Source organism: Streptomyces sp. NPDC029152 (genome assembly GCF_055564355.1).
On record NZ_JBVHWR010000001.1, the window covers coordinates 492,449 to 513,101 of the forward strand.

General features: G+C 71.9%; 18 protein-coding genes and 2 tRNA genes. 16 read left to right on the plus strand and 4 right to left on the minus strand.

The genetic code is table 11. The features are described 5' to 3' along the window. Positions 1–154 precede the first annotated feature (154 nt). A complete protein-coding gene (locus ACZ4V6_RS02110) occupies positions 155–2,383 on the minus strand; it encodes a bifunctional glycosyltransferase/CDP-glycerol:glycerophosphate glycerophosphotransferase (protein WP_467821829.1) in 2,229 nt (742 codons plus the stop codon). A 345-nt stretch (positions 2,384–2,728) separates the two neighbouring features. Here ACZ4V6_RS02110 and proB point away from each other — a divergent pair, with 345 nt between their 5' ends. The 5 genes from proB (at position 2,729) to ACZ4V6_RS02135 (ending at position 7,724) form a co-directional block, all read left to right on the plus strand. Next, positions 2,729–3,832: a glutamate 5-kinase gene (gene proB, locus ACZ4V6_RS02115; protein ID WP_467821830.1), complete on the plus strand. Its 1,104-nt coding sequence runs from the start codon at positions 2,729–2,731 to the stop codon at positions 3,830–3,832. A 135-nt stretch (positions 3,833–3,967) separates the two neighbouring features. After that, positions 3,968–4,483: a hypothetical protein gene (locus ACZ4V6_RS02120; RefSeq protein WP_467821831.1), complete on the plus strand. Its 516-nt coding sequence runs from the start codon at positions 3,968–3,970 to the stop codon at positions 4,481–4,483. Between the two features lie 100 nt (positions 4,484–4,583). Further along, complete coding sequence (locus tag ACZ4V6_RS02125; RefSeq protein ID WP_467821832.1) at positions 4,584–5,870, plus strand: glutamate-5-semialdehyde dehydrogenase; 1,287 nt, start codon at positions 4,584–4,586, stop codon at positions 5,868–5,870. Between the two features lie 131 nt (positions 5,871–6,001). Then, positions 6,002–6,571 carry an SCO2584 family spore wall biosynthesis protein gene (locus ACZ4V6_RS02130; protein WP_467821833.1) on the plus strand — a complete coding sequence of 190 codons (570 nt, stop codon included), beginning with the start codon at positions 6,002–6,004 and terminating at the stop codon, positions 6,569–6,571. An 85-nt stretch (positions 6,572–6,656) separates the two neighbouring features. Next, the gene (locus tag ACZ4V6_RS02135; protein WP_467821834.1) at positions 6,657–7,724 is read left to right on the plus strand and encodes an SCO2583 family membrane protein; all 1,068 of its coding nucleotides are present in this window, start codon (positions 6,657–6,659) and stop codon (positions 7,722–7,724) included. A gap of 27 nt (positions 7,725–7,751) precedes the next feature. Here ACZ4V6_RS02135 and ACZ4V6_RS02140 read toward each other — a convergent pair whose 3' ends face one another. Then, the gene (locus ACZ4V6_RS02140; protein WP_467821835.1) at positions 7,752–8,900 is read right to left on the minus strand and encodes a M48 family metallopeptidase; all 1,149 of its coding nucleotides are present in this window, start codon (positions 8,898–8,900) and stop codon (positions 7,752–7,754) included. A gap of 142 nt (positions 8,901–9,042) precedes the next feature. Between ACZ4V6_RS02140 and ACZ4V6_RS02145 the strand changes: the two genes are divergently transcribed. The 10 genes from ACZ4V6_RS02145 (at position 9,043) to ACZ4V6_RS02190 (ending at position 14,222) form a co-directional block, all read left to right on the plus strand. Beyond that, positions 9,043–9,204: a hypothetical protein gene (locus tag ACZ4V6_RS02145; protein ID WP_467821836.1), complete on the plus strand. Its 162-nt coding sequence runs from the start codon at positions 9,043–9,045 to the stop codon at positions 9,202–9,204. A 144-nt stretch (positions 9,205–9,348) separates the two neighbouring features. Continuing rightward, positions 9,349–9,513 carry a hypothetical protein gene (locus ACZ4V6_RS02150; RefSeq protein WP_077798830.1) on the plus strand — a complete coding sequence of 55 codons (165 nt, stop codon included), beginning with the start codon at positions 9,349–9,351 and terminating at the stop codon, positions 9,511–9,513. Positions 9,514–9,563: 50 nt separating this feature from the next. Further along, positions 9,564–10,250 (plus strand): nicotinate-nucleotide adenylyltransferase, encoded by a 687-nt coding sequence (gene nadD, locus ACZ4V6_RS02155; RefSeq protein ID WP_467821837.1) that lies wholly within the window; start codon positions 9,564–9,566, stop codon positions 10,248–10,250. Positions 10,251–10,266: 16 nt separating this feature from the next. After that, a complete protein-coding gene (locus ACZ4V6_RS02160; RefSeq protein WP_467821838.1) occupies positions 10,267–12,033 on the plus strand; it encodes an LCP family protein in 1,767 nt (588 codons plus the stop codon). 81 nt (positions 12,034–12,114) lie between these two features. Further along, the gene (gene rsfS, locus ACZ4V6_RS02165; protein ID WP_077798827.1) at positions 12,115–12,561 is read left to right on the plus strand and encodes a ribosome silencing factor; all 447 of its coding nucleotides are present in this window, start codon (positions 12,115–12,117) and stop codon (positions 12,559–12,561) included. Further along, positions 12,558–13,229: a histidine phosphatase family protein gene (locus ACZ4V6_RS02170; RefSeq protein ID WP_467821839.1), complete on the plus strand. Its 672-nt coding sequence runs from the start codon at positions 12,558–12,560 to the stop codon at positions 13,227–13,229. The genes rsfS and ACZ4V6_RS02170 overlap by 4 nt, the downstream gene beginning before the upstream one ends. 121 nt (positions 13,230–13,350) lie before the next feature. Beyond that, a tRNA-Ala gene (locus ACZ4V6_RS02175) sits at positions 13,351–13,423 on the plus strand. 202 nt (positions 13,424–13,625) lie between these two features. Beyond that, positions 13,626–13,799 (plus strand): hypothetical protein, encoded by a 174-nt coding sequence (locus ACZ4V6_RS02180; RefSeq protein WP_467821840.1) that lies wholly within the window; start codon positions 13,626–13,628, stop codon positions 13,797–13,799. A 3-nt stretch (positions 13,800–13,802) separates the two neighbouring features. Next, positions 13,803–14,036, plus strand: coding sequence for a hypothetical protein (locus ACZ4V6_RS02185; protein WP_003976229.1), 234 nt, complete (start codon positions 13,803–13,805; stop codon positions 14,034–14,036). Between the two features lie 113 nt (positions 14,037–14,149). Further along, positions 14,150–14,222 (plus strand) — tRNA-Ala (locus tag ACZ4V6_RS02190). A gap of 55 nt (positions 14,223–14,277) precedes the next feature. Here the strand turns inward: ACZ4V6_RS02190 and ACZ4V6_RS02195 are convergent. Next, positions 14,278–15,888, minus strand: coding sequence for an NADH-ubiquinone oxidoreductase-F iron-sulfur binding region domain-containing protein (locus tag ACZ4V6_RS02195; protein ID WP_467821841.1), 1,611 nt, complete (start codon positions 15,886–15,888; stop codon positions 14,278–14,280). Further along, positions 15,885–17,129: a ferric reductase-like transmembrane domain-containing protein gene (locus ACZ4V6_RS02200; protein WP_467821842.1), complete on the minus strand. Its 1,245-nt coding sequence runs from the start codon at positions 17,127–17,129 to the stop codon at positions 15,885–15,887. Before ACZ4V6_RS02200 ends, ACZ4V6_RS02195 begins: the two co-directional genes overlap by 4 nt. 549 nt (positions 17,130–17,678) lie before the next feature. Here ACZ4V6_RS02200 and leuS point away from each other — a divergent pair. Next, a complete protein-coding gene (gene leuS / locus ACZ4V6_RS02205) occupies positions 17,679–20,558 on the plus strand; it encodes a leucine--tRNA ligase (protein ID WP_467821843.1) in 2,880 nt (959 codons plus the stop codon). Positions 20,559–20,653: the final 95 nt, after the last annotated feature.

The window sequence follows — 20,653 nt, forward strand, 5'->3', positions numbered from 1 at the left end:
GCCCCCCACAGGTGAAGTCGATGAGTCGGCGTGGTGAAGGAAGTGCGACCACTGCCGGTGATCACCGGATTGTATGTGACACCTGTGACACTTGAGACCCGGGTTTCGCACACCAGTTGGATCCCGTCGTGCGCCGGCCGGAGGGCCGCCGGCGTCAGACTTCCTGTCCCTCGGCGGCCTGGGCGGGAGTCGGCACCGGGCGGCGCTCGTCGAACGGCACGAAGGGCAGCGGCGTCCGCTCCCCGAGGAAGACGCGCCGTACGACGCGCTCAGCCGCGCGCCCGTCGTCGAACTCGCAGAAACGTCGGCGGAAGGCGTCCCGGCGCCTGGCCGTCTCCGTGCTGTCGTAGGCGCCCGAGGAGAGCAGCGCCAGCAGTTCCTCCTGCGTGGTGGCCACTGCGCCGGGCGGTTCCTCGGTCAGGTCGAAGTAGGTGCCGCGGACGGCGGAGTAGATCTCCCAATCGGGGATGTAACTGATGACCGGGCGGTCCAGCACGGCATAGTCGAACATCGCGGAGGAGTAGTCCGTGATGAGCGCGTCCGCGGCGAGGTACAGCTCCTCGACCCGGGGATGCGCGGTCACGTCGACGATCCGGCCCGCGCGGCGGAGCTCGTCGACGTGCGGGGAGCTGCCGTAGAAGTAGTGGCCGCGCACCAGCAGGGTCACGCCGGGCCCGAGTTCCCGGGTGAACCGGGCCAGGTCGAGGGGAGGCTTGAAGCCCGGCTGGTACTCGCGGTGCGTCGGCATGTACAGGAACGCCTTCGTGCCGCCGGCCAGACCCAGGGCCGTGCGCGCCCGGCGCACGTCCTCGGCGCCGGCGCGGGCGAGGACGTCGTTGCGCGGGTAACCGGTCTCCAGCGCCGTGTAGAAGGAGGGGTAGGCCCGCTCCCACACCAGGGTCGAGTGCCGGTTGGAACTGATGCTGTAGTCCCAGCGGTCGCAGCGCCTGAGGAGCCCGGCGAAGCTCATGTTCGTGGACGCCGGGTACTTCCGCTGGTCCAGGCCCATGGTCTTCAGCGGAGTCCCGTGGTGGGTCTGCACATGGATCTGACCCTTCCGCTTCACCACGGCGTCCGCGAAGTTCACGTTGTTCACCAGGTACGTGGCGCGTGCCATGGCGGCCCAGTACTCCCGCGAGCCGGCACGCACGTGGTCCACGCCCGCGGGCACCTCGGACACCGTGTCGGGCCGGATCACCCACACGCGGCGGATGTGTGGCGCGAGGCGGGCGAGTTCGGCGTCGATGGCCGCGGGATTGCAGGACACACTGCGACTCCAGTAGGCCGAGAACACGGCCAGGTTCTCGTCCAGCGGCATTCTCAGCTGGGCGCGGTAGAACAGGTCCATCGCCCGTCGCTTGGACCGGTTCACGGCGGACTGCGTGCGTTTCCTGACCTGCTCTCCCGCTTTCGCCGCATGCGTCGCTCCCGCCATCGCGGTGTACGCCCCGCGTCCCAGCATCGCGTACTTACGGCCGTGATTTCCGGGCGGTCGGGGGAAGTCCAGCGGTAGACGGGCGCGGTAGTCGGCCGCCGCCCGCCGGAAGAATTCCGCGCGCGCATTCCGCGGCAGACGGTCCGGGCGCTCCAGCACGGTCAGATAGTGGTCGATCATTTTCCGGAACAACGGCGCACGCCACTGCTCGAGTTCCTGGTGCGCGTCGAGATAGGTGAACACGCGCCGGTACTGATCGAAGATGTCGAAATGTTTGCGGCTGACCGTCTTGAGGATGTTGCCGCCCTCCCGGCGCTGCCGGTAGTGGACGCAGACGCGGTCCAGCAGGGCGATCCGCTCGGCGGTGATCAGGGAGCAGAACGTCCAGGGGGCGTCCTCGTAGTACCCCGGTGGGAAGGCGAGTCCGGTCCCGGTGACGAACTCGCGCCGGTACGCCTTGTTCCAGACGATCTGCAGCAGGTCGAGCAACTGCGGGTGCTCGGCCAGGGAGAAGACGTCCGAGCCGTCGTGCGCGAGCAGGTCCGCCCGCTGGTTGCGCCTGACCCTGCCGTCCCAGTAGGTGCGGGCGTAGTCGTAGACGAGGATGTCGGGACCGCCGGTGGCGTCGATCCGCTCGGCCATCGCCGCCAGCGCGCCGCCGGTCAGGGTGTCGTCACTGTCCAGGAACAGCACGTAGTCGCCCTGCGCCTTTTCCAGCCCGGCGTTGCGCGCGAGCCCCAGTCCCACGTTCTCCGCGAGGTGAATCACGTGCATGCGCGCATCGCGGTCCGCGTATTCGTCGAGGATCGCCCCGGAGGCGTCCGGTGAGCAGTCGTCGACCGCGATGATCTCGAAGTCCGCGTAGTCCTGCCCGAGTACGGAGTCGAGGCACTCGGACAGGTAGCCCTGCACTTTGTAAACGGGGACGACGATGGAGAAAGTGGGCATCCTCTACAACCTGTTCCAAGGGAGCTGACCGTGGGGCTGTGGGCACGGTAGCCGGGCAGTCTGTGCCGTGCCGCCAAGGGTAATGTCCGCGATGTCGACCTCCTAGCCCATATGTCCGGATTGCTTTTCACGGATTTCCCCACACGTCGAACAGCAGGCACAAGTCGCGGAATGCCTGCACAAGCGCCTCCGGTGGCGGTGCCCCCTCGGTCGCGCACCCTGTCCGCAGCCTGGACGCGCTCCGCGGCGAACGGCGCCGTTCGCGTAGATTGCGTGGCGAGCGCAGACACCGGCGCGCGTCGACGCGAGAGGGCAGACGGCACAGTGGCAGGGGCAAGGCAAGCCGTGGGCGAGGCCCGCAGGATCGTCGTCAAGGTCGGTTCCTCGTCGTTGACCACCGCGGCCGGAGGCCTGGACGCCGACCGCGTCGACGCGCTCGTCGACGTCCTCGCCAAGGTGCGGGGCGCCGACAAGGAGGTCGTCCTCGTCTCCTCCGGTGCCATCGCCGCAGGCCTCGCCCCCCTCGGCCTGCGCCGCCGCCCGAGGGACCTGGCCCGGCAGCAGGCCGCCGCCAGCGTCGGCCAGGGCCTGCTGGTGGCCCGCTACACCGCCTCCTTCGCCCGCTACGGCGTCCGCGTCGGCCAGGTGCTCCTGACGTCGGACGACATGAGCCGCCGCTCCCAGCACCGCAACGCCTCCCGCACCCTCGACAAGCTCCTCGCGATGGGCGCCTTCCCGGTCGTCAACGAGAACGACACCGTCGCCACCGACGAGATCCGCTTCGGCGACAACGACCGCCTCGCCGCCCTCGTCGCCCACCTGGTCCGCGCCGACCTGCTGGTGCTGCTGTCCGACGTCGACGGCGTCTACGACGGCGACCCGAGCAGGCCGGGCACCTCGCGGATAGCGGAGGTGCGGGGCCCGGCCGACCTCGCGGACGTCGAGATCGGCAGCGCCGGCAAGGCCGGGGTCGGCACCGGCGGCATGGTCACCAAGGTCGAGGCGGCCCGCATCGCCGCGGCCGCCGGCATCCCCGTGGTGCTCACCAGCGCCGTCCACGCCGCCGACGCCCTGGCCGGCGGCGACACCGGCACCTACTTCCACGCCACCGGCAAGCGCTCCACCGACCGCCTGCTGTGGCTCCAGCACGCCTCCGCCCCGCGCGGCGCGCTCATGCTCGACGCCGGGGCGGTGCGCGCGGTCGTGGAGGGCCGCAAGTCGCTGCTCCCCGCCGGGATCGCCGGTGTCGAGGGCGAGTTCGCCGCGGGCGACCCCGTGGAGCTGCGGGACGGCGAGGGGCGCGCGGTGGCCCGGGGGCTCGTCGGCTTCGACGCCAAGGAGATCCCGCGGCTGATCGGCCGCTCCACCCGGGAGCTGGCGCGCGAACTCGGACCGGAGTACGAACGCGAGGTCGTACACAGGGACGATCTGGTGATCCTGCACCCGTAATAGGTCGAAACGTCCCCGAATCGGTGGTGGACGTTCCGCAAAACCGCCACAGGATCCCTTGCGGCCTGCTCAACTTTCCTCAGGGACACGCCCGGCCCACCGCCGGGCCCAGCCGTGTGCGTGAAGGAGGCCGTCGTGAGCGGAGTGCGCCCTGGGACGGCGGCGTCCCGCGGTGGTACCGGCTCCCGGGGCGGTACCGGACCGCGCGGCGCCGGCGGGGCCCGCGGCGGTGCCCGCGCGGGCGGCGAGGAACGCGCCCTGACGAGCGTCGCCGCCGGCGACCGCTTCCGGGGCGAGGAACCGGCCCACACGCCGCGCCTGTGGCACGTCACCCTCAGCGTCTCCGGCTCCCGCGCCCCGCTCCCCGAGGTGCGCCGCGCCCTGGAGCAGCTCGCCCACGACCACCCCTTCCTGCTGACCAGCCGGTACGCCGACGACCACGCGGAGATCCGGTACTGGGAGGAGGCCCGCGACCTGCACGACGCCGCCGCCGTGGCCCTGCGCCTGTGGGGCGAGCACCGGCAGACCGCGGGACTGCCGCCCTGGGAGATCGTCGGCCTGGAGGTCATCGACCGCGCGACCTACCACCAGCGCATCGCCGCGGGATACGGACCCGCCCCCGCGACCCCGGTCGGCGTCCACCCCTTCTAGGCCTTCCACCCCTTCCAGCCCTTTTGCCCCCGTCCGGCGCATGTCTCGCGGTATGGGACGAGCGGTGAACGGCTCCCTCCGGCCCACTACGCTTCCCCTCATGACCACGCTCTCGCCGTACGACTCGATGTCCCCGGTCACCCGGGCCGCCTACCGGGCCAAGGCCGCCGCGGCCGACCTCGCGCCGCTGCCGCGGGCCGCGAAGGACGACGCGCTGCTCGCCGTCGCGGACGCGCTGGAGGTCCGTACGAGCGAGATCGTGGAGGCCAACGCCCAGGACGTGGCCAAGGCCCGCGCGGCCGGGACCAGCGAGGCCATCGTCGACCGGCTCACGCTGACCCCGGAGCGGATCCGCGCCATCGCCTCCGACGTGCGCGACGTCGTCGCACTGCCCGACCCGGTCGGCGAGGTCGTACGCGGCTCCACCCTCCCCAACGGCATCGACCTGCGCCAGGTCCGGGTGCCGCTCGGCGTGGTCGGGATCATCTACGAGGGCCGGCCCAACGTCACCGTCGACGCCGCCGCCCTGTGCCTGAAGTCCGGCAACGCCGTCCTGCTGCGCGGCTCTTCCTCCGCGTACCGGTCGAACACCGCCCTCGTCCGGGTCGTCCGCGACGCCGTCGGCGGGGCCGGGCTGCCGGCCGACGCCGTGCAGCTCGTGCCGGGCGAGAGCCGCGAGAGCGTCCGCGAGCTGATGCGCGCCCGCGGCCTGGTCGACGTGCTCATCCCGCGCGGCGGCGCCTCGCTGATCAACACGGTCGTGCAGGAGTCCACCGTCCCGGTCATCGAGACCGGCACCGGCAACTGCCACGTCTACGTCGACGCGCAGGCCGACCTCGACACGGCCGTCGACATCCTGGTCAACTCCAAGGCGCAGCGCGTCAGCGTCTGCAACGCCGCCGAGACCCTCCTCGTCCACCAGGACATCGCCGCCGCGTTCCTGCCCCGCGCCCTGGACGCCCTCGCCGAGGCCGGCGTCACCGTGCACGCCGACGAGCGGGTCATGGCGCACGCCGGGGACACCAAGGCGACCGTGGTGGAGGCCACGCCGGAGGACTGGGAGACGGAGTACCTGTCGTACGACATCGCCGCGGCGGTCGTGGACTCCCTCGACAAGGCCGTCGAGCACATCCGGCTGTGGACCTCCGGCCACACCGAGGCCATCGTGACGACCTCGCAGCAGGCCGCCCGCCGCTTCACCCAGTTGGTCGACTCCACCACCGTCGCCGTGAACGCCTCCACCCGGTTCACCGACGGAGGCCAGTTCGGCTTCGGCGCCGAGATCGGCATCTCCACCCAGAAGCTGCACGCCCGCGGCCCGATGGGCCTGCCGGAGCTGACCAGCACCAAGTACATCGTCACCGGTGACGGACACGTGCGGCGCTGAGGCGCGTGCCGGGGCACGGGTGCCCGGCACGCGCCGTGCCGGGCACCACTGATCCGAACGGGGCATCTCACCCACCGGATGATTTTCCCCGCCGTCTGCCCAAATCGACCCCCCAGGTCTACGCTGGTCCCGTGCCGGAGGACGTGGGGGGTAGGCCGTTCCCTGACGGCTGGGAGCCCGACGACGAACACGACCACGGGGTGTCGGACGAAGAGTTCGCCTCCGTGGTCCTCGACGAGGCCTTCGTACAGGCGGCCGCGGTGCACGAGCCGTCCGCCGTCGAACGCCTCCTGGCGGCCGCGCAGGCCAGGGCCGAGGCCACCGAGGCCGAAGCGGCACGCCGCGGCCGCTCCCGGGCCGAGCGCTACGACGACGGCTACGGCGATTTCGGTCATGATCCCGACCTCGACGACCCGGACGACGACCGCGACCTCCTCGACCGCCCGTACGGCGCCCCGCCGGCCACCGGCAAGCAGGTCCGCTGGCACCGGCCCGTCGCCTGGGTGCTCGCCCTGGTGATGGGCGTCGGCATGGTCGCGCTGGCCTTCGCGGCGGTCTACCGGGGCACATCCTCCGGCAGCGGCCCGGAGCAGATGCCGCCGCCCGCCTCGACGGGGCCGGAGCAGGGCGGCACGGTGACCCCCTCGGCCTCCGCCGACTACTCCGGGCCCCCCGTCCCGGTGATCCCGCGCAGCCCCTGACCTGCCGGTCCGACGGCCCGAACCTGTCCCGACTTGGCCTGCGTCAGCGCGTTTACGCGGCTCTCCCCGGACCTACCCTGAAGGTATGGCAGGGCTTGGCGACCCGCCGGGAGGGACGCCCGAGGGCGCCCCCGGAGGCGGGGAGGACGAATACCGGTCCGTCGTCTTCGACGAGTCGTTCGTCCGCGCTGCCCGCCTCCAGGAGTTCTCCGCCCGGGAGCGCATCGCCGACCACGCCCCGGCCGTGCGCCGGCGCCCGCCGACGCGCCGGGGCCTGCCCCGGCAGGTGCTGCTCCTCTTCGTGCTGATCGCCCTCGCCTTCGGCACCGCGATCTACATGGGCATACGGCACCCGTACCAGAACCCCGCCGCACGTCCGCAGCCCGACCAGGTGCGGATGAGCGTCGTCCCGCTCGCCCCCCGGGGCGAGGTCCCCGGCGCCGGCGATCCCGCGTACCTGTACGCGCACAGCCCGGCCGCGCACTTCGCGGCCGGGGCCGAGGGCATCCCCCTGCCGGGTGCCCGGCGCACCGCGCACTTCTCGGACGACCAGGTGATGAACGCGCTGATCACCGCCAAGAACTACATCGTCCGCTCGGCGCTCGACCCGGACGTGCTCGGCGGCCGCGACGTCCGCTCGGTGCGGGTGCTGCTCGATCCCGACCAACTCGCCCAGTTCGACGAGAGCTTCGCCCACCCCGCGGCCGACGGCCGGCACGCGCCCACCGGGTGGCTGGTGCGCTTCGACCCCTCGTGGGCCGAACCGGCCGGCGACGAGATCAGGGTGCGGGGCAGCCTGACGGTGGCGGAGAGCGACGCCTCCACCCTCGAGGTCACCGCCGACCACACCCTCGTCTATCCCCTGCGGCCCGCCGGCGACGCGCGGGCCGAGGCGTCGCTGTTCACCGTCCGGCGCGAGCTGCACTTCCGCTTCGACCGGGACGACCTGCGCCTGCACCAGACCCAGCTCGTGGCCTCCTCGGTGCAGGCCGGACCGCTGTCCTGCACCGAGGACTCGGCGAACCACCTGCGTCCGCTGCTCGCCGGCCAGACGGCCAAGGGCGGTGGCCCCGCCGGTACCGACCCGTACTCCACCGGCGGCGCCGCGGCCGTGTGCGGCACCCTGGCGAAGGGCGCCCAGCCGGCGGTGTGAGCGGCGGGGCACCCGCCCGCGGCGGACTCAGGCGCCGTCGCGCGGCGGACGGCCGTCCGGCGTCTCAGGACCGCCCGGTCCCGCGGAGCCGTCGGCGCCGTCCGAGCCGTTCGTGTCCCTGGGCGGCCTCGGCGAGGAGGACGTGAAGCCGCCGAAGCCGCGCCGCATCCGGTCGCCCAGGTCGCCGGCGCCGCCCGCGATGTCGTTCACCAGCTTCATCAGCGGGTCCTTGGAGCTGCGCACGTGGGTGGCGTAACTGGACGCCGACTCGCGGAAGGAGTCCCGGACCGAGGCGTCCTTGTCCTCCTCGCGGCGCGGGTAGTGGCCGTCCATGATCCGCTGGTAGTCCCGGGAGGCCTCCCACTTCTTCAGCTCGGCGGCCCGCACCGTGGCGAACGGGTGCGAGCGGGGCAGCACGTTCAGGATCTTCAGCACGGAGTCGCGCAGGTCGCCCCCGGCCTCGTACTCGTCGGCCTGCTCCAGGAACGCGTCCACGTTCATCTCGTGCAGGTGGTTCCCGCCCGCGATCTTCATCAGGCCCCGCATGGACGCCTGGAGGTCCTGGCCGACCAGCAGCCCCGCGCGGTCGGCGGACAGCTCCGACTTGCGGAACCACTCGCGCAGCGCGGTCACGACCGCCATGATCGCCACGTTGCCCAGCGGGATCCAGGCGACCCGGACGGCGAGGGACGTCAGGAAGAGCAGGATCGTCCGGTACACCGAGTGCCCGGACAGCGCGTGCCCGACCTCGTGCCCGACGACCGCCCGCATCTCCTCCTCGTCCAGCAGCTCCACGAGCCCCGTGGTGACGACGATGATCGGCTCGTCCAGGCCGATGCACATCGCGTTCGGAACCGGGTCCTGGTTGACGTACATCGGCGGGACCTTCTCCAGGTCCAGGATGTAGCAGGCGTCCCGCAGCATGTCGTTCAGGTGGGCGAACTGCCGGTCCGAGACGCGCACCGAGTCGGACAGGAACAGCAGCCGCAGGCTCCGCTCGGGCAGCAGGCCGCTCAGGGCCTTGAACACCGTGTCGAAGCCGCTCAGCTTCCGCAGCGCCACCAGGGCACTGCGGTCGGCCGGATGCTCGTACGCCCGCGAGGAGATCCCCGGAAAGCGCCTGCGCTGCCTGCTCGGCACCCTCTCCTGCCCGTTGTGCTGGTGGCCGTCGGACATGTCTTCCCCCATGTGCGTGTGTAGGGCCTCTGCGCGGGAAAGGCCCTTTGCCAACCCTTGTGCGCCCCTTTGCGTCCCCGGAGCCGGGCCCAGCCTGGGCGGAGATACCGTGGACGGGCAGTACAGCGAAGGAGTCACCGTCATGGAGCACACCCCCCACACCGCCTGGCTCGCCGGGGCGGTGACCGCGGCCGAACAGCAAGGGGCGGGCAATCTGCTCCGGGTCATCCTGATCGTGATGGTGCTGGGCTGTGTGCTGACCGCGTGGTTCCTGCTGCGGGGGTACAAGCGGAAGGACGACTGAGGCGGCCGGAAGGTTCCCCACGGCACGGCCGCCGGGACCGCGGCCGTCTCCAACGGCGGAGTCGGGGTGATCGTCCGCGGGACGCCCGCATACGATGAGCCGCGACGTCCTTATCCCGCCCACACCTGATAGGTCCTGCCGAAGATGAGCTTCCACAGCACCGCTGCCCAGTTGGCCACTCTCGCTGCCGAGGGCGAGGGGCACGGCGGCAACCACGAGAGCCTCAGCCCCTACCTCACCGGCGGCGCCGCGCTGTTCATCCTGCTGTTCCTGCTGTGGATCACCACGCGCTTCAACCGCGACCGCTGAGCGCGAGGGGGGATCTTCGGCCCCGGACCGGGCCGGTAGGGTCTGCACGCATGGGAGAGCAGGACATGCCTACCGGTCCGGCGCGCGACGCGGCGAGGGGCACACAGAACCGTTCGTTGCCCGCCCCGGGCAACGGTCCGGCGCGATCGGGCAGGCGCCGCCTGGGTGTCATGGGCGGCACCTTCGACCCGATCCACCACGGTCACCTCGTCGCGGCCAGTGAGGTCGCCGCGCAGTTCCACCTCGACGAGGTGGTGTTCGTGCCCACCGGGCAGCCCTGGCAGAAGAGCCACCGCACGGTCTCCGCGGCCGAGGACCGTTACCTGATGACGGTCGTCGCCACCGTCGAGAACCCGCAGTTCTCGGTCAGCCGCATCGACATCGACCGCGGCGGCCCCACCTACACCGTGGACACCCTGCGCGACCTGCGCGAGCTCAACCCGGACACGGACCTGTTCTTCATCACCGGCGCCGACGCCCTCGCCCAGATCCTCACCTGGCGCGACAGCGAGGAGCTGTTCTCCCTCGCGCACTTCATCGGCGTCACCCGGCCCGGCCACCACCTGACGGACGCCGGACTTCCCAAGGGCGGTGTCTCGCTCGTCGAGGTCCCCGCCCTCGCCATCTCCTCCACCGACTGCCGTGCGAGGGTCGCCAAGGGCGATCCCGTCTGGTACCTGGTGCCCGACGGAGTCGTGCGCTACATCGACAAGCGCCAGCTGTACCGCGGCGACTGAGCCGAGAGGGGCACCGGTGAACGACCCATACGACGCGGGATACGGCAACGGCCAGGCCGACCCGTACGAGCTCGTCGGCTACGACGAGTACGGCCGGCCGGTCTACCGCCAGGCCCAGGCCCCGGGCGGGCAGCAGCCGTACGACCCTTACGCGCAGCAGCAGGAGCAGTACGCACAGCAGCCGTACGGGCAGCAGGACCTGTACGGGCAGGGCCACGGCTACGACCCGTACGCCACCGGCACCCCCCAGGCCGCCGCGCCGTACGACCCCTACCCCGCCCAGGACGTCCAGGGCACCGGGCAGCAACCGCCCGTCCCCGAGGCCGGCCACGGCCGGTACGGCGGCCACGGCCCCGCCCCGCAGCCGCCGTACGACGCGTACGACCCGTACGGCCAGGCCGCGACGAGCGGCCGGCAGCCGCTCGTCGCCGAACAGACCGCCCACGTCCCGCAGCAGGCGGGCCCGCCGGGGGAACCGGAGCCGGCGGCCCCCGACGAACCGGAGCGGGAGTACAGGACCGAGCAGTTCGCCTTCGTCGAGGAGCCCACCGACGACTCCGAGGACGTCATCGACTGGCTCAAGTTCACCGAGAACCGCACCGAGCGCCGCGAGGAGGCCCGGCGCCGCGCCCGCACGCGCGTCGTCGCCCTCGTCGTCGCCCTGGCCCTCGTCGCCGTCGGCGGCGTCGGCTACCTCTGGTACGCCGGAAAGCTGCCCGGCCTGTCCTCGTCGGACTCCGGGAAGGGCGGTACGACGGCGGCGGGCGCCCAGAAACGCGACGTGATCGCCGTCCACCTGCACGACACCGCCAAGGGCGGCACCTCCACGGCGCTGCTCGTCGACAACACCACCACCAAGCGGGGCACCGCCGTCCTGCTGCCCAACTCGCTGGCCCTGACCGGCGACGACGGCACCACCACCACGCTCGCCGAATCTCTCGACGACGACGGCCCCGACGCCACCCGGACCGCGCTCGACTCGGCCCTCGGCACCGACATCGGGGGCAGCTGGCGGCTGGACACCCCGTTCCTGCAGATCCTGGTGGACCTGGTCGGCAACATCGAGGTGGACACCGACGCCGACGTGCCCGACCCGGCCGTCAAGGACAAGGGCGCCGCACCCCTGGTGCGCAAGGGCGCGAAGCAGACCCTCAGCGGCAAGATGGCCGTCGCCTACGCCACCCACCGCGGCCCGGGGGAGTCCGCCGACGCCCAGCTCCAGCGGTTCGGACAGGTCCTGCACGGCGTGCTGCGCAAGATGTCCTCCGACCCGCAGGGCGCGACGGTCACGGTCCAGACGCTCGGCCTGGTCCTCGACCCGCCGCTGACCGAGAGCGACCTCGGCTCCTTCCTCGCCGGACTCTCCGAGCTCGCCAAGGGCGGCGACTTCGGGACCGCGCTGCTGCCCGTCGGGAGCGACGGCCGGCTCAGCGCCGAGGCCGGCGACGAGATCGTCAAGGACGTGCTCGGCGGCACCGCCAAGAGCCCCGACGAGGACGCGGCCGTCAGCGTCGCCGTCCGCAACGCCACCGGCGTCGAGGACCGCGCGGGCAAGGCCCGCGTCGCCCTCCTCAACGGCGGCTTCACCTTCCTGGAGGGCGGCACCGCCTCCGGCACCGAGGCCACGTCGCAGGTCCTGTACGCGGAAGCCGCCGACAAGGAGGACGCCGTCCAGGTGGCCAAGACCCTGGGCCTGCCCGACGGGTCCGTCATCCGGGGCGAGGTCGCGGCGAACGCCGACGTCTCGGTGGTCCTCGGCCGGGACTACGAGCCGGCGACGTAGGCCCTGTCGCCGTTCCGTGGGGCACCGTCGGCGGTCGTGAGACCCTTGAGGTCAACCGACCGCCGACCCGAAAGCCAGGCAGTGACCGCGACCGACCGCTCCATCGAACTCATCAACACCGCAGCGCAGGCGGCAGCCGACAAGCTCGCGCACGACATCATCGCCTACGACGTCAGCGACGTGCTGTCGATCACGGACGCCTTCCTGCTGGCCTCCGCCCCCAACGACCGCCAGGTCAAGTCGATCGTCGACGAGATCGAGGAGCGGCTGAACAAGGAACTCGGCGCCAAGCCGGTCCGCCGCGAGGGCGACCGCGACGCGCGCTGGATCCTGCTCGACTACGTCGACATCGTCGTCCACGTCCAGCACAGCGAGGAGCGCGTCTTCTACGCCCTGGAGCGCCTGTGGAAGGACTGCCCCGAGCTGGAGCTGCCCGCCGACGCCAAGGAGACCCGCGGCAAGGCGGAGGAGCACGCCAGGCTCCAGGCCGCCGAGGAGGCGACGGAGACCGACGGGGACTGGCGATGAGCGCCACCGGCGAGGTGACGTCCGGGAGGCAGGGCCGCGGCAGGCGCATCATCCTGTGGCGGCACGGCCAGACCTCGTGGAACGTGGAGCGCCGCTTCCAGGGCTCCACGGACGTCGAGCTCACCGGGACCGGCGTCGCCCAGGCCCGCCGCGCCGCCCGGCTGCTGGTCGGCCTGGGACCCGACGCGATCGTCGCCTCCGACCTCAGCCGGGCCGTGAACACGGCCGCCGAACTCGCCGCGCTCACCGGCCTCGAGGTGACGCTGGAGGAGGGACTGCGGGAGACCTACGCGGGTGTCTGGCAGGGCCTGACGCACGAGGAGATCATCGCCCGGTACGGCGAGGAGTACGCGGCGTGGAAGCGCGGCGAGCCGGTCCGCCGCGGCGGCGGCGAGCTGGAGACCGAGGTGGCCGACCGCGCCGCCCCCGTGGTGCTCCGGCACGTCGAGAAGCTCCCCGAGGACGGCACCCTCGTCGTGGTCAGCCACGGCGGCACCATCCGCACCACCATCGGACGCCTCCTCGGGCTGGAGCCGCACACCTGGGAGAGCCTGGGCGGCCTGACCAACTGCTGCTGGTCCGTCCTGGGCGAGGGCATCCGCGGCTGGCGCCTGCTGGAGCACAACGCCGGCACACTGCCGGAACCGGTGCTCGGCGACGACGACTGAGCCGCCCGCGGCCGGGCCCGGGACCCGGATTTCACTTTCCGGCAGGTCGCAGGCTAAAGTTCTTCTTGTTCGCCCCGCCGAGCGGAGCGAAACACCACACGGTCTGGCCGGGTGGCCGCAAGGGGCTATAGCTCAGTTGGTAGAGCGCCTGCATGGCATGCAGGAGGTCAGGAGTTCAATTCTCCTTAGCTCCACAGCACACGGACGAATCCCGTCCCCCTCGGGGGGCGGGATTTTTCGTTGCGTCCGTGCTTGAGCAGTCCCGCCCTCGCGGGCGTACACCTCTGTGAGGCTCCGTGTCCGGACCGGTACCGAGGCGTCGCTGACCGTATTGGCCCGGTCGTGGCAGAATCAAACGGCCGGAAGGGGACCGCGGCCCGACGGGAGGGAGTGGCGATGCCTGCGAGCATCCTCGAGGAGGTCGGTCACCTCCTCGGCGGAGCGGTGACACGGAGCACGGCCACCCGCCTCAGCTGCCCCTCCTGTGGTTCCGCGCACGTCGCCCAGGTCCTCGGTGACAACGGCGGCGTCTCCTACGTGTGCACGGCCTGCGGCCACAGCTGGAGCTGACCGATGGGTGCACACAGGCGGAAGTGCGACTGGTGCGGCAGCGGCACCCCGATCGTGCGGGACATGGAGCCGGTCAACCCGGACTACCAGTACTGGTGCGAGGAGTGCGCGCGGGCGCTGATCATAAAGGGCGACCCGATCGAGACGTACCGCGAACTCGAGGGCGAGCCGATCTACGGCCGGCTCCTCGAGGAGCACTGCACGCTCAAGCGGTTCTACTCGTTCGTGACGGCGTAACGACCGTCACATGAGGTCGAAACGGGCAAACCGGAAACGATTTGGTGTTGGGCCCGGTGGACCGTGTAATGTTGGCGTCGCCGCCGGGGAAACCGGGCGGAACGCAGGAACAAGGGGCTATAGCTCAGTTGGTAGAGCGCCTGCATGGCATGCAGGAGGTCAGGAGTTCAATTCTCCTTAGCTCCACAGGAAAACCCCCCGGATCATCGATCCGGGGGGTTTGTTCGTCTCCCGCCCCTGCTCAGCGTCCGAGCGCCCGGCGGCCCCGGCCCTGGGAGAGCACCGGCAGGTTGGTGCGCGAGGACGGCGCCTGCCCGCGGGTGTCCTCCTCGATGCGCAGGGCGAGCGCCGGGCAGCGGCGCACCGCGCGCACCGCCTTGGCCTCCGCGAAACGCGGCACGTCCGCCTGCGCCACCGTCGGGAAGCCGTCGGCGCCGAGCTCGAAGACCTCCGGGAGGATGTCCGCGCACAGACCGTGGCCCCGGCACAGCGTCCAGTCGACGTGGATCTTCTGGCGGCTGGGACCGTTCCCCTCCCCGCCGCCCGGGACGCCCGTCGGGGACGCGCCGCCCTCGAAGAGCGGCAGGACGCCCTCCACGGGCCGCCCGCAGCCGTTGCCGAGGACATGGGCGGCGAGGTCGTCCGTGAACGCCTTGACGGTCGACTCCAGGAACATCGCCGAACCGTCCGGGTGCGAGCAGGCCCCGCGCCGCTTGACGTTCCTGGCGACCTGTTTGAGCGCCTCCAGGGCGGCCGGGCCGCCGCCGTTCAGGATGTCCTCCATGCCGCGCGCCGCGGCCGGCAGGCCGAGGAAGCAGGGGCCGCACTGGCCCGCGCTCTCCTGGGCCAGCCACTGCGCCACCCGCAGCGACTCGCCCAGCGGACAGGTGCCCTGGCCGAGGGGCAGGATCGCGCCCGCGCCGAGCGAGCCGCCCACCTGCTGGAGCGAGTCGCGGGAGACGATCGCCTCGTCGACGGTCGCCGCGTCGATCCACCTGCCGTGGTAGCCGCCGGTCAGCACGCCCTGCGGCACCGGCGGGGCGCCGGCCAGCTGGAGGACGTAGCGCAGCGGCACACCGGTGGGCACCTCGATCACCATCGGGCGGGCCACCGCGCCGGAGACCGTGAGCATGACGGTGCCCGGCTCGTCGTACAGGCCGGTGTTGCCGTAGCGCTCCGGGCCGATGCGGGCGGCGATCGCCAGCTGGGCGAAGGTCTCGGCGTTGGACAGCAGGGTCGGTGCGCCGCCGACGCCGCTCCTCGAGGCGCTGACCTTGCGGCCGGGCGGGATCGCCGGGCCGCCGTCGATGGAGCGGATCAGCGAGGCCGCGGCGCCGGTGACCATCCGCACCGGGTTGCGCTGCACGCGGGCGCGCAGGGCGGAGCGGCGACCGTTGCTCAGGCCGCGTTCGGCGAGCGCGGCCTCCATGGAGCGCTGCGTGGACTCCCGGGTCACCCCGACGACGAGGGTGCGGGCGCCCATGGCCTCGGCGCACAGCAGCGCGCCGTCCAGGATCAGGTGCGGAGCACGGTTGATCAGCACCGTGTCCTTGCGGCAGGCCGGTTCGTCCTCGCTGCCGTTGACGACGACGACCGGCCGCACACCGCGCCTGATCGCCGATTCGGCGACCGAGCGCAGCTTCTTGTGGAAGGGGAAGCCCGCGCCGCCGCGGCCCCTGAGGTTGATGCGCTCGGCGAGCTGCGCGAGCTGCTCGCCGCCCAGCGGTTCGAGCGGCCCGTGCACCTTGAGGTGCATGGGCAGATCCAGTCTTTCGACAAGGTCGAAGCCCGACGTGAGCTGGGGAAGTCCGACCACGCGGACTTCGGGGACGTCGGGCAGGGCCTCGTTCACCAAGAGCCTCCGGAAGGCGTGTTCCAAGGTTCGCCCGAACCCGGTGCGCCGAAGTCGCGGGACCCGGGGGACGCACCGGGGGTCGGTTCAGTGGCGGGACCGCTGTTGTACGTGTCGTGCGGGTAGTACGCGCCGTGGGGGCCGTTCGTCTCACCGGTGTCGTACACGTCACTCCCGGCGTGGCCGGACGTGCCCGGATCGCCGTAGGCCGGGAGGGTGTGTCCGGTGTCCTGGAGCGGGTCGTAGGCCGACGGGGGAGCCTCGCCGACCGGGGGCGGCGACGGGACCGGCCAGCCGCCCGGGACGCCGGCGCCGGTGTCGGCGAGGGGCATCGTCCCGGTGGGCCGCGGGTCCGGCGGCAGCCCGGCCGGCACGCTCCGGCCGGCGGCCGGGGGCCGCTGCCGCGCCCGGGGGGAGCCGGAGACGGCACGGTAGGCCGCCGCGAAGCCGCTCGGTGGCTCCTGGAGCGGCGGAGCGAGGTGTTCCGCGGGCTCGTACAGCGGTGCGGACGGGGACGGCGCGCGCGGTGCGGGGGCCTCGCGGCGCTCGTGGTCCGGCAGCGCGGCGCCGGCCGTCGACCGGCTCCGGAACCCCGCCGGCTCCCCACGGGCCGCCCGGCCCCCCTCCGCGTCGAGGAAGCCGGAGATCCCGTCGGCGATGCGCCGCTTGACCGGGCGGGGGGCCGCGCGCAGCGCCAGGGCGGCCATGACGCCGAGCAGGGAGAGGCCGTACAGGACCGTGAAGACCGGCTTCGCGGCGCGGCCCGCGTAGAGCCCGTGCAGCAGTGCGGCGCACCAGGCCGGATAGGCCAGCATGTGCATGGCCCGCCAGCGGGCGGCCACCGGGGCGGGGGAGGCGAAGCGGTTGCGCAGGGCGCCGGTGACGCCCACGAAGATCATGAGCATGCTGGCCAGGGTGCCGAGGCCGATCAGGACGGCCCTGCCGCCGAACGCCTCGTCCTCCGTCGCCAGGAGCCCGAACGGGATCACCGCGGCGACCCATGTGGTGTGCTCCAGCGCCAGCTTGACCGTGATGTGGATCAGGAGGAACGCGATCGAGGCGACGGCGGTGCTCCGGTGCACCGCCTGGGCCAGGATCCGCCGGCGCGTGTCGAGGACGATCCGGTCCTGGGCGACGAGTCCCCAGATCACCGAGCAGCTCAGGAAGACGAGGGAGAGGACGCCGGCGCCGAAGTCCAGGAACTGGGCGAAGGTGTCGTCCACCGTGCTGTCGTTCGTCACCGCGGCGCACCTCCGCGCCTCACGGGGGCGGCGGAAGGGGACGGACCGTCACACGGACTGTCACCGCGGGGGTCGTGCGGGGGAGGGTTCATGGGGGCAACTCCGAAGCGGTTCGGGAAGGCGGTCCCGCAGCCGCACTCTAGGTCGCGCCGTACTCGCGAGTACGAGGTTTGAGTTATTGCGTTGTTATCAAATGACAATGCGCTCGTTGCGATGCCCCTTAGTGGTCGTTACGCGAAGTAACCTTTGACCTTGGTCCAGGTTTCGCGTGGAGCCCGCCGGAGCCCGCCGGAGCCCGCCGGAGCCCGGTGGTCCGGGAAGCGCGTCGCGGCCCGATCGACGACTGCGGTACCCTGACGCCATGCGTGCCGTACGCCTTCTGCTTAGCGAGCCGCGCTGATCAGTCCCGGCCCCGGTCGTAGTCCGGTGGCCGGAATCGGCGCGGCGTCCCCTCCTGTGCGAGGGGATTTTTCATTTCCCGGCAATCGCAGCCGCTGGTCTTGGATGTCGCAGCCGCTGGCAGAGACGATCGATGGAGCTTTGAGGATCATGAGCGAGACGAACCCCGCGGCGACCGCCCCCGTGACGGCGGACGCCGCGCCGCACCGCTACACGGCTGCCGTGGCCGCCGAGATCGAGGCACGCTGGCAGGACTTCTGGGACGCCGAGGGGACGTACGCCGCGCCGAATCCCAAGGGCGACCTGGCGGGCGACCCGGAGCTGGTCGCCAAGCCCAAGAAGTTCATCATGGACATGTTCCCGTACCCCTCCGGTGCGGGTCTGCACGTCGGTCACCCCCTGGGCTACATCGCCACCGACGTCTACGCCCGCTTCCAGCGGATGACCGGCCACAACGTCCTGCACACCCTGGGCTTCGACGCCTTCGGCCTGCCCGCCGAGCAGTACGCCGTGCAGACCGGCACGCACCCGCGCGTGTCGACCGAGGCCAACATCAAGAACATGCAGAGCCAGCTGCGCCGGCTGGGCCTGGGCCACGACAAGCGCCGGTCGTTCGCCACGATCGACCCCGAGTACTACAAGTGGACCCAGTGGATCTTCCTGCAGATCTTCAACTCCTGGTACGACGAGGAGGCGAAGAAGGCCCGCCCCATCGCGGAGCTGGTCGAGCAGTTCGCCTCCGGTGAGCGCGCCCTGCCCCAGGGCCGCTCCTGGAACGAGCTGACCGAGGCGGAGCGCGCCGACGTCCTGGGCGAGTACCGCCTGGCCTACGCCTCCGACGCGCCCGTCAACTGGTGCCCCGGCCTGGGCACCGTGCTGGCCAACGAGGAGGTCACCGCCGACGGACGCTCCGAGCGCGGCAACTTCCCCGTCTTCAAGTCCAAGCTGCGCCAGTGGAACATGCGCATCACCGCCTACGCCGACCGGCTGCTGGACGACCTGGACGAGCTGGACTGGCCCGAGGCCATCAAGCTGCAGCAGCGCAACTGGATCGGCCGCTCCGAGGGCGCCCGCGTCGACTTCCCCATCGACGGCGAGCGCATCACCGTCTTCACCACCCGCCCCGACACCCTGTTCGGCGCGACCTACATGGTGCTGGCGCCCGAGCACCCGCTGGTCGAGAAGTTCACCCCGGACGCCTGGCCCGAGGGCACCCGCCAGGCGTGGACCGGCGGTCACGCGACCCCGGCGGAGGCCGTCGCCGCCTACCGCGCGCAGGCCGCCTCGAAGTCGGACGTCGAGCGCCAGGCCGAGGCCAAGGACAAGACCGGCGTCTTCATCGGCGCGTACGCCACCAACCCGGTCAACGGCGAGCGGGTCCCGGTCTTCGTCGCCGACTACGTCCTGATGGGCTACGGCACCGGCGCGATCATGGCCGTCCCGGCGCACGACACGCGTGACTTCGCGTTCGCGCGCGCCTTCGAGCTGCCGATCCGCTGCGTCGTCGAGCCGACCGACGGGCGGGGCACGGACACCTCCGCCTGGGAGGACGCCTTCGCGTCGTACGACGCGAAGATCGTCAACTCCTCGGGCGAGGGCGTCTCCCTGGACGGCCTGGGCGTCGTCGACGCCAAGGCGCGCGTCACCGAGTGGCTGGAGCGCACCGGCACCGGCGAGGGCACCGTCAACTTCCGCCTGCGCGACTGGCTGTTCAGCCGCCAGCGCTACTGGGGCGAGCCCTTCCCGATCGTCTACGACGAGGACGGCGTCGCCCACGCCCTGCCCGAGTCGATGCTGCCGCTGGAGCTGCCCGAGGTCGAGGACTACTCCCCGCGCACCTTCGACCCGGACGACGCCGACACGCAGCCCGAGACGCCGCTGTCGCGCAACGAGGACTGGGTCAACGTCACCCTGGACCTGGGCGACGGCCCGAAGAAGTACCGGCGCGAGACCAACACCATGCCCAACTGGGCCGGTTCCTGCTGGTACGAGCTGCGCTACCTGGACCCGCACAACGGCGAGCGGCTGGTCGACCCGGAGATCGAGCAGTACTGGATGGGCCCGCGCGAGGGCCTGCCGCACGGCGGTGTCGACCTGTACGTCGGCGGCGCCGAGCACGCCGTGCTGCACCTGCTGTACGCCCGCTTCTGGTCCAAGGTCCTGTTCGACCTGGGGCACGTCTCCTCGGCCGAGCCGTTCCACAAGCTGTTCAACCAGGGCATGATCCAGGCCTACGTCTACCGCGACAGCCGCGGCATCGCCGTGCCGGCCGCCGAGGTGGAGGAGCGCGACGGCGCCTGGTTCCACCAGGGCGAGAAGGTCTCCCGGCTGCTGGGCAAGATGGGCAAGTCCCTGAAGAACGCGGTCACCCCGGACGAGATCTGCGCCGAGTACGGCGCCGACACGCTGCGCCTGTACGAGATGGCGATGGGCCCGCTGGACGTCTCCCGGCCGTGGGACACGCGCGCGGTGGTGGGCCAGTTCCGGCTGCTGCAGCGGCTGTGGCGCAACGTCGTCGACGAGGACAGCGGCGAGGTGACGGTCGTCGACGCCGAACCCGACGAGGACACGCTGCGCGCGCTGCACAAGGCGATCGACGGGGTGCGCGGCGACCTGGAGGGCATGCGGTTCAACACCGCCATCGCCAAGGTCACCGAGCTGAACAACCACCTGACGAAGTCGGGCGGCCCGGTCCCGCGCTCGGTCGCCGAACCGCTGGTGCTGATGGTCGCGCCGCTGGCCCCGCACATCGCCGAGGAGCTGTGGCGCAGGCTGGGCCACACCGACTCGGTCGTCCACCGGGACTTCCCGGTCGCCGACCCGGCGTACGTCGTGGACGAGACGGTGACCTGCGTCGTGCAGATCAAGGGCAAGGTCAAGGCGCGGCTGGAGGTCGCCCCGTCCATCTCCGACGAGGAGCTGGAGAAGGCGGCGCTGGCCGACGAGAAGGTCGTGGCCGCGCTGGGCGGGGCCGGGATCCGCAAGGTCGTCGTGCGGGCGCCGAAGCTGGTGAACATCGTCCCGGCCTGACCGGCCGAGGGCTCGGGGTGGTCCCCTACGGGCAGGTTCGGGGTTCTGTCGGAACCCCGGGCCTGCCCGCTGCGTTTACCGTGGAAGAGCGGCGC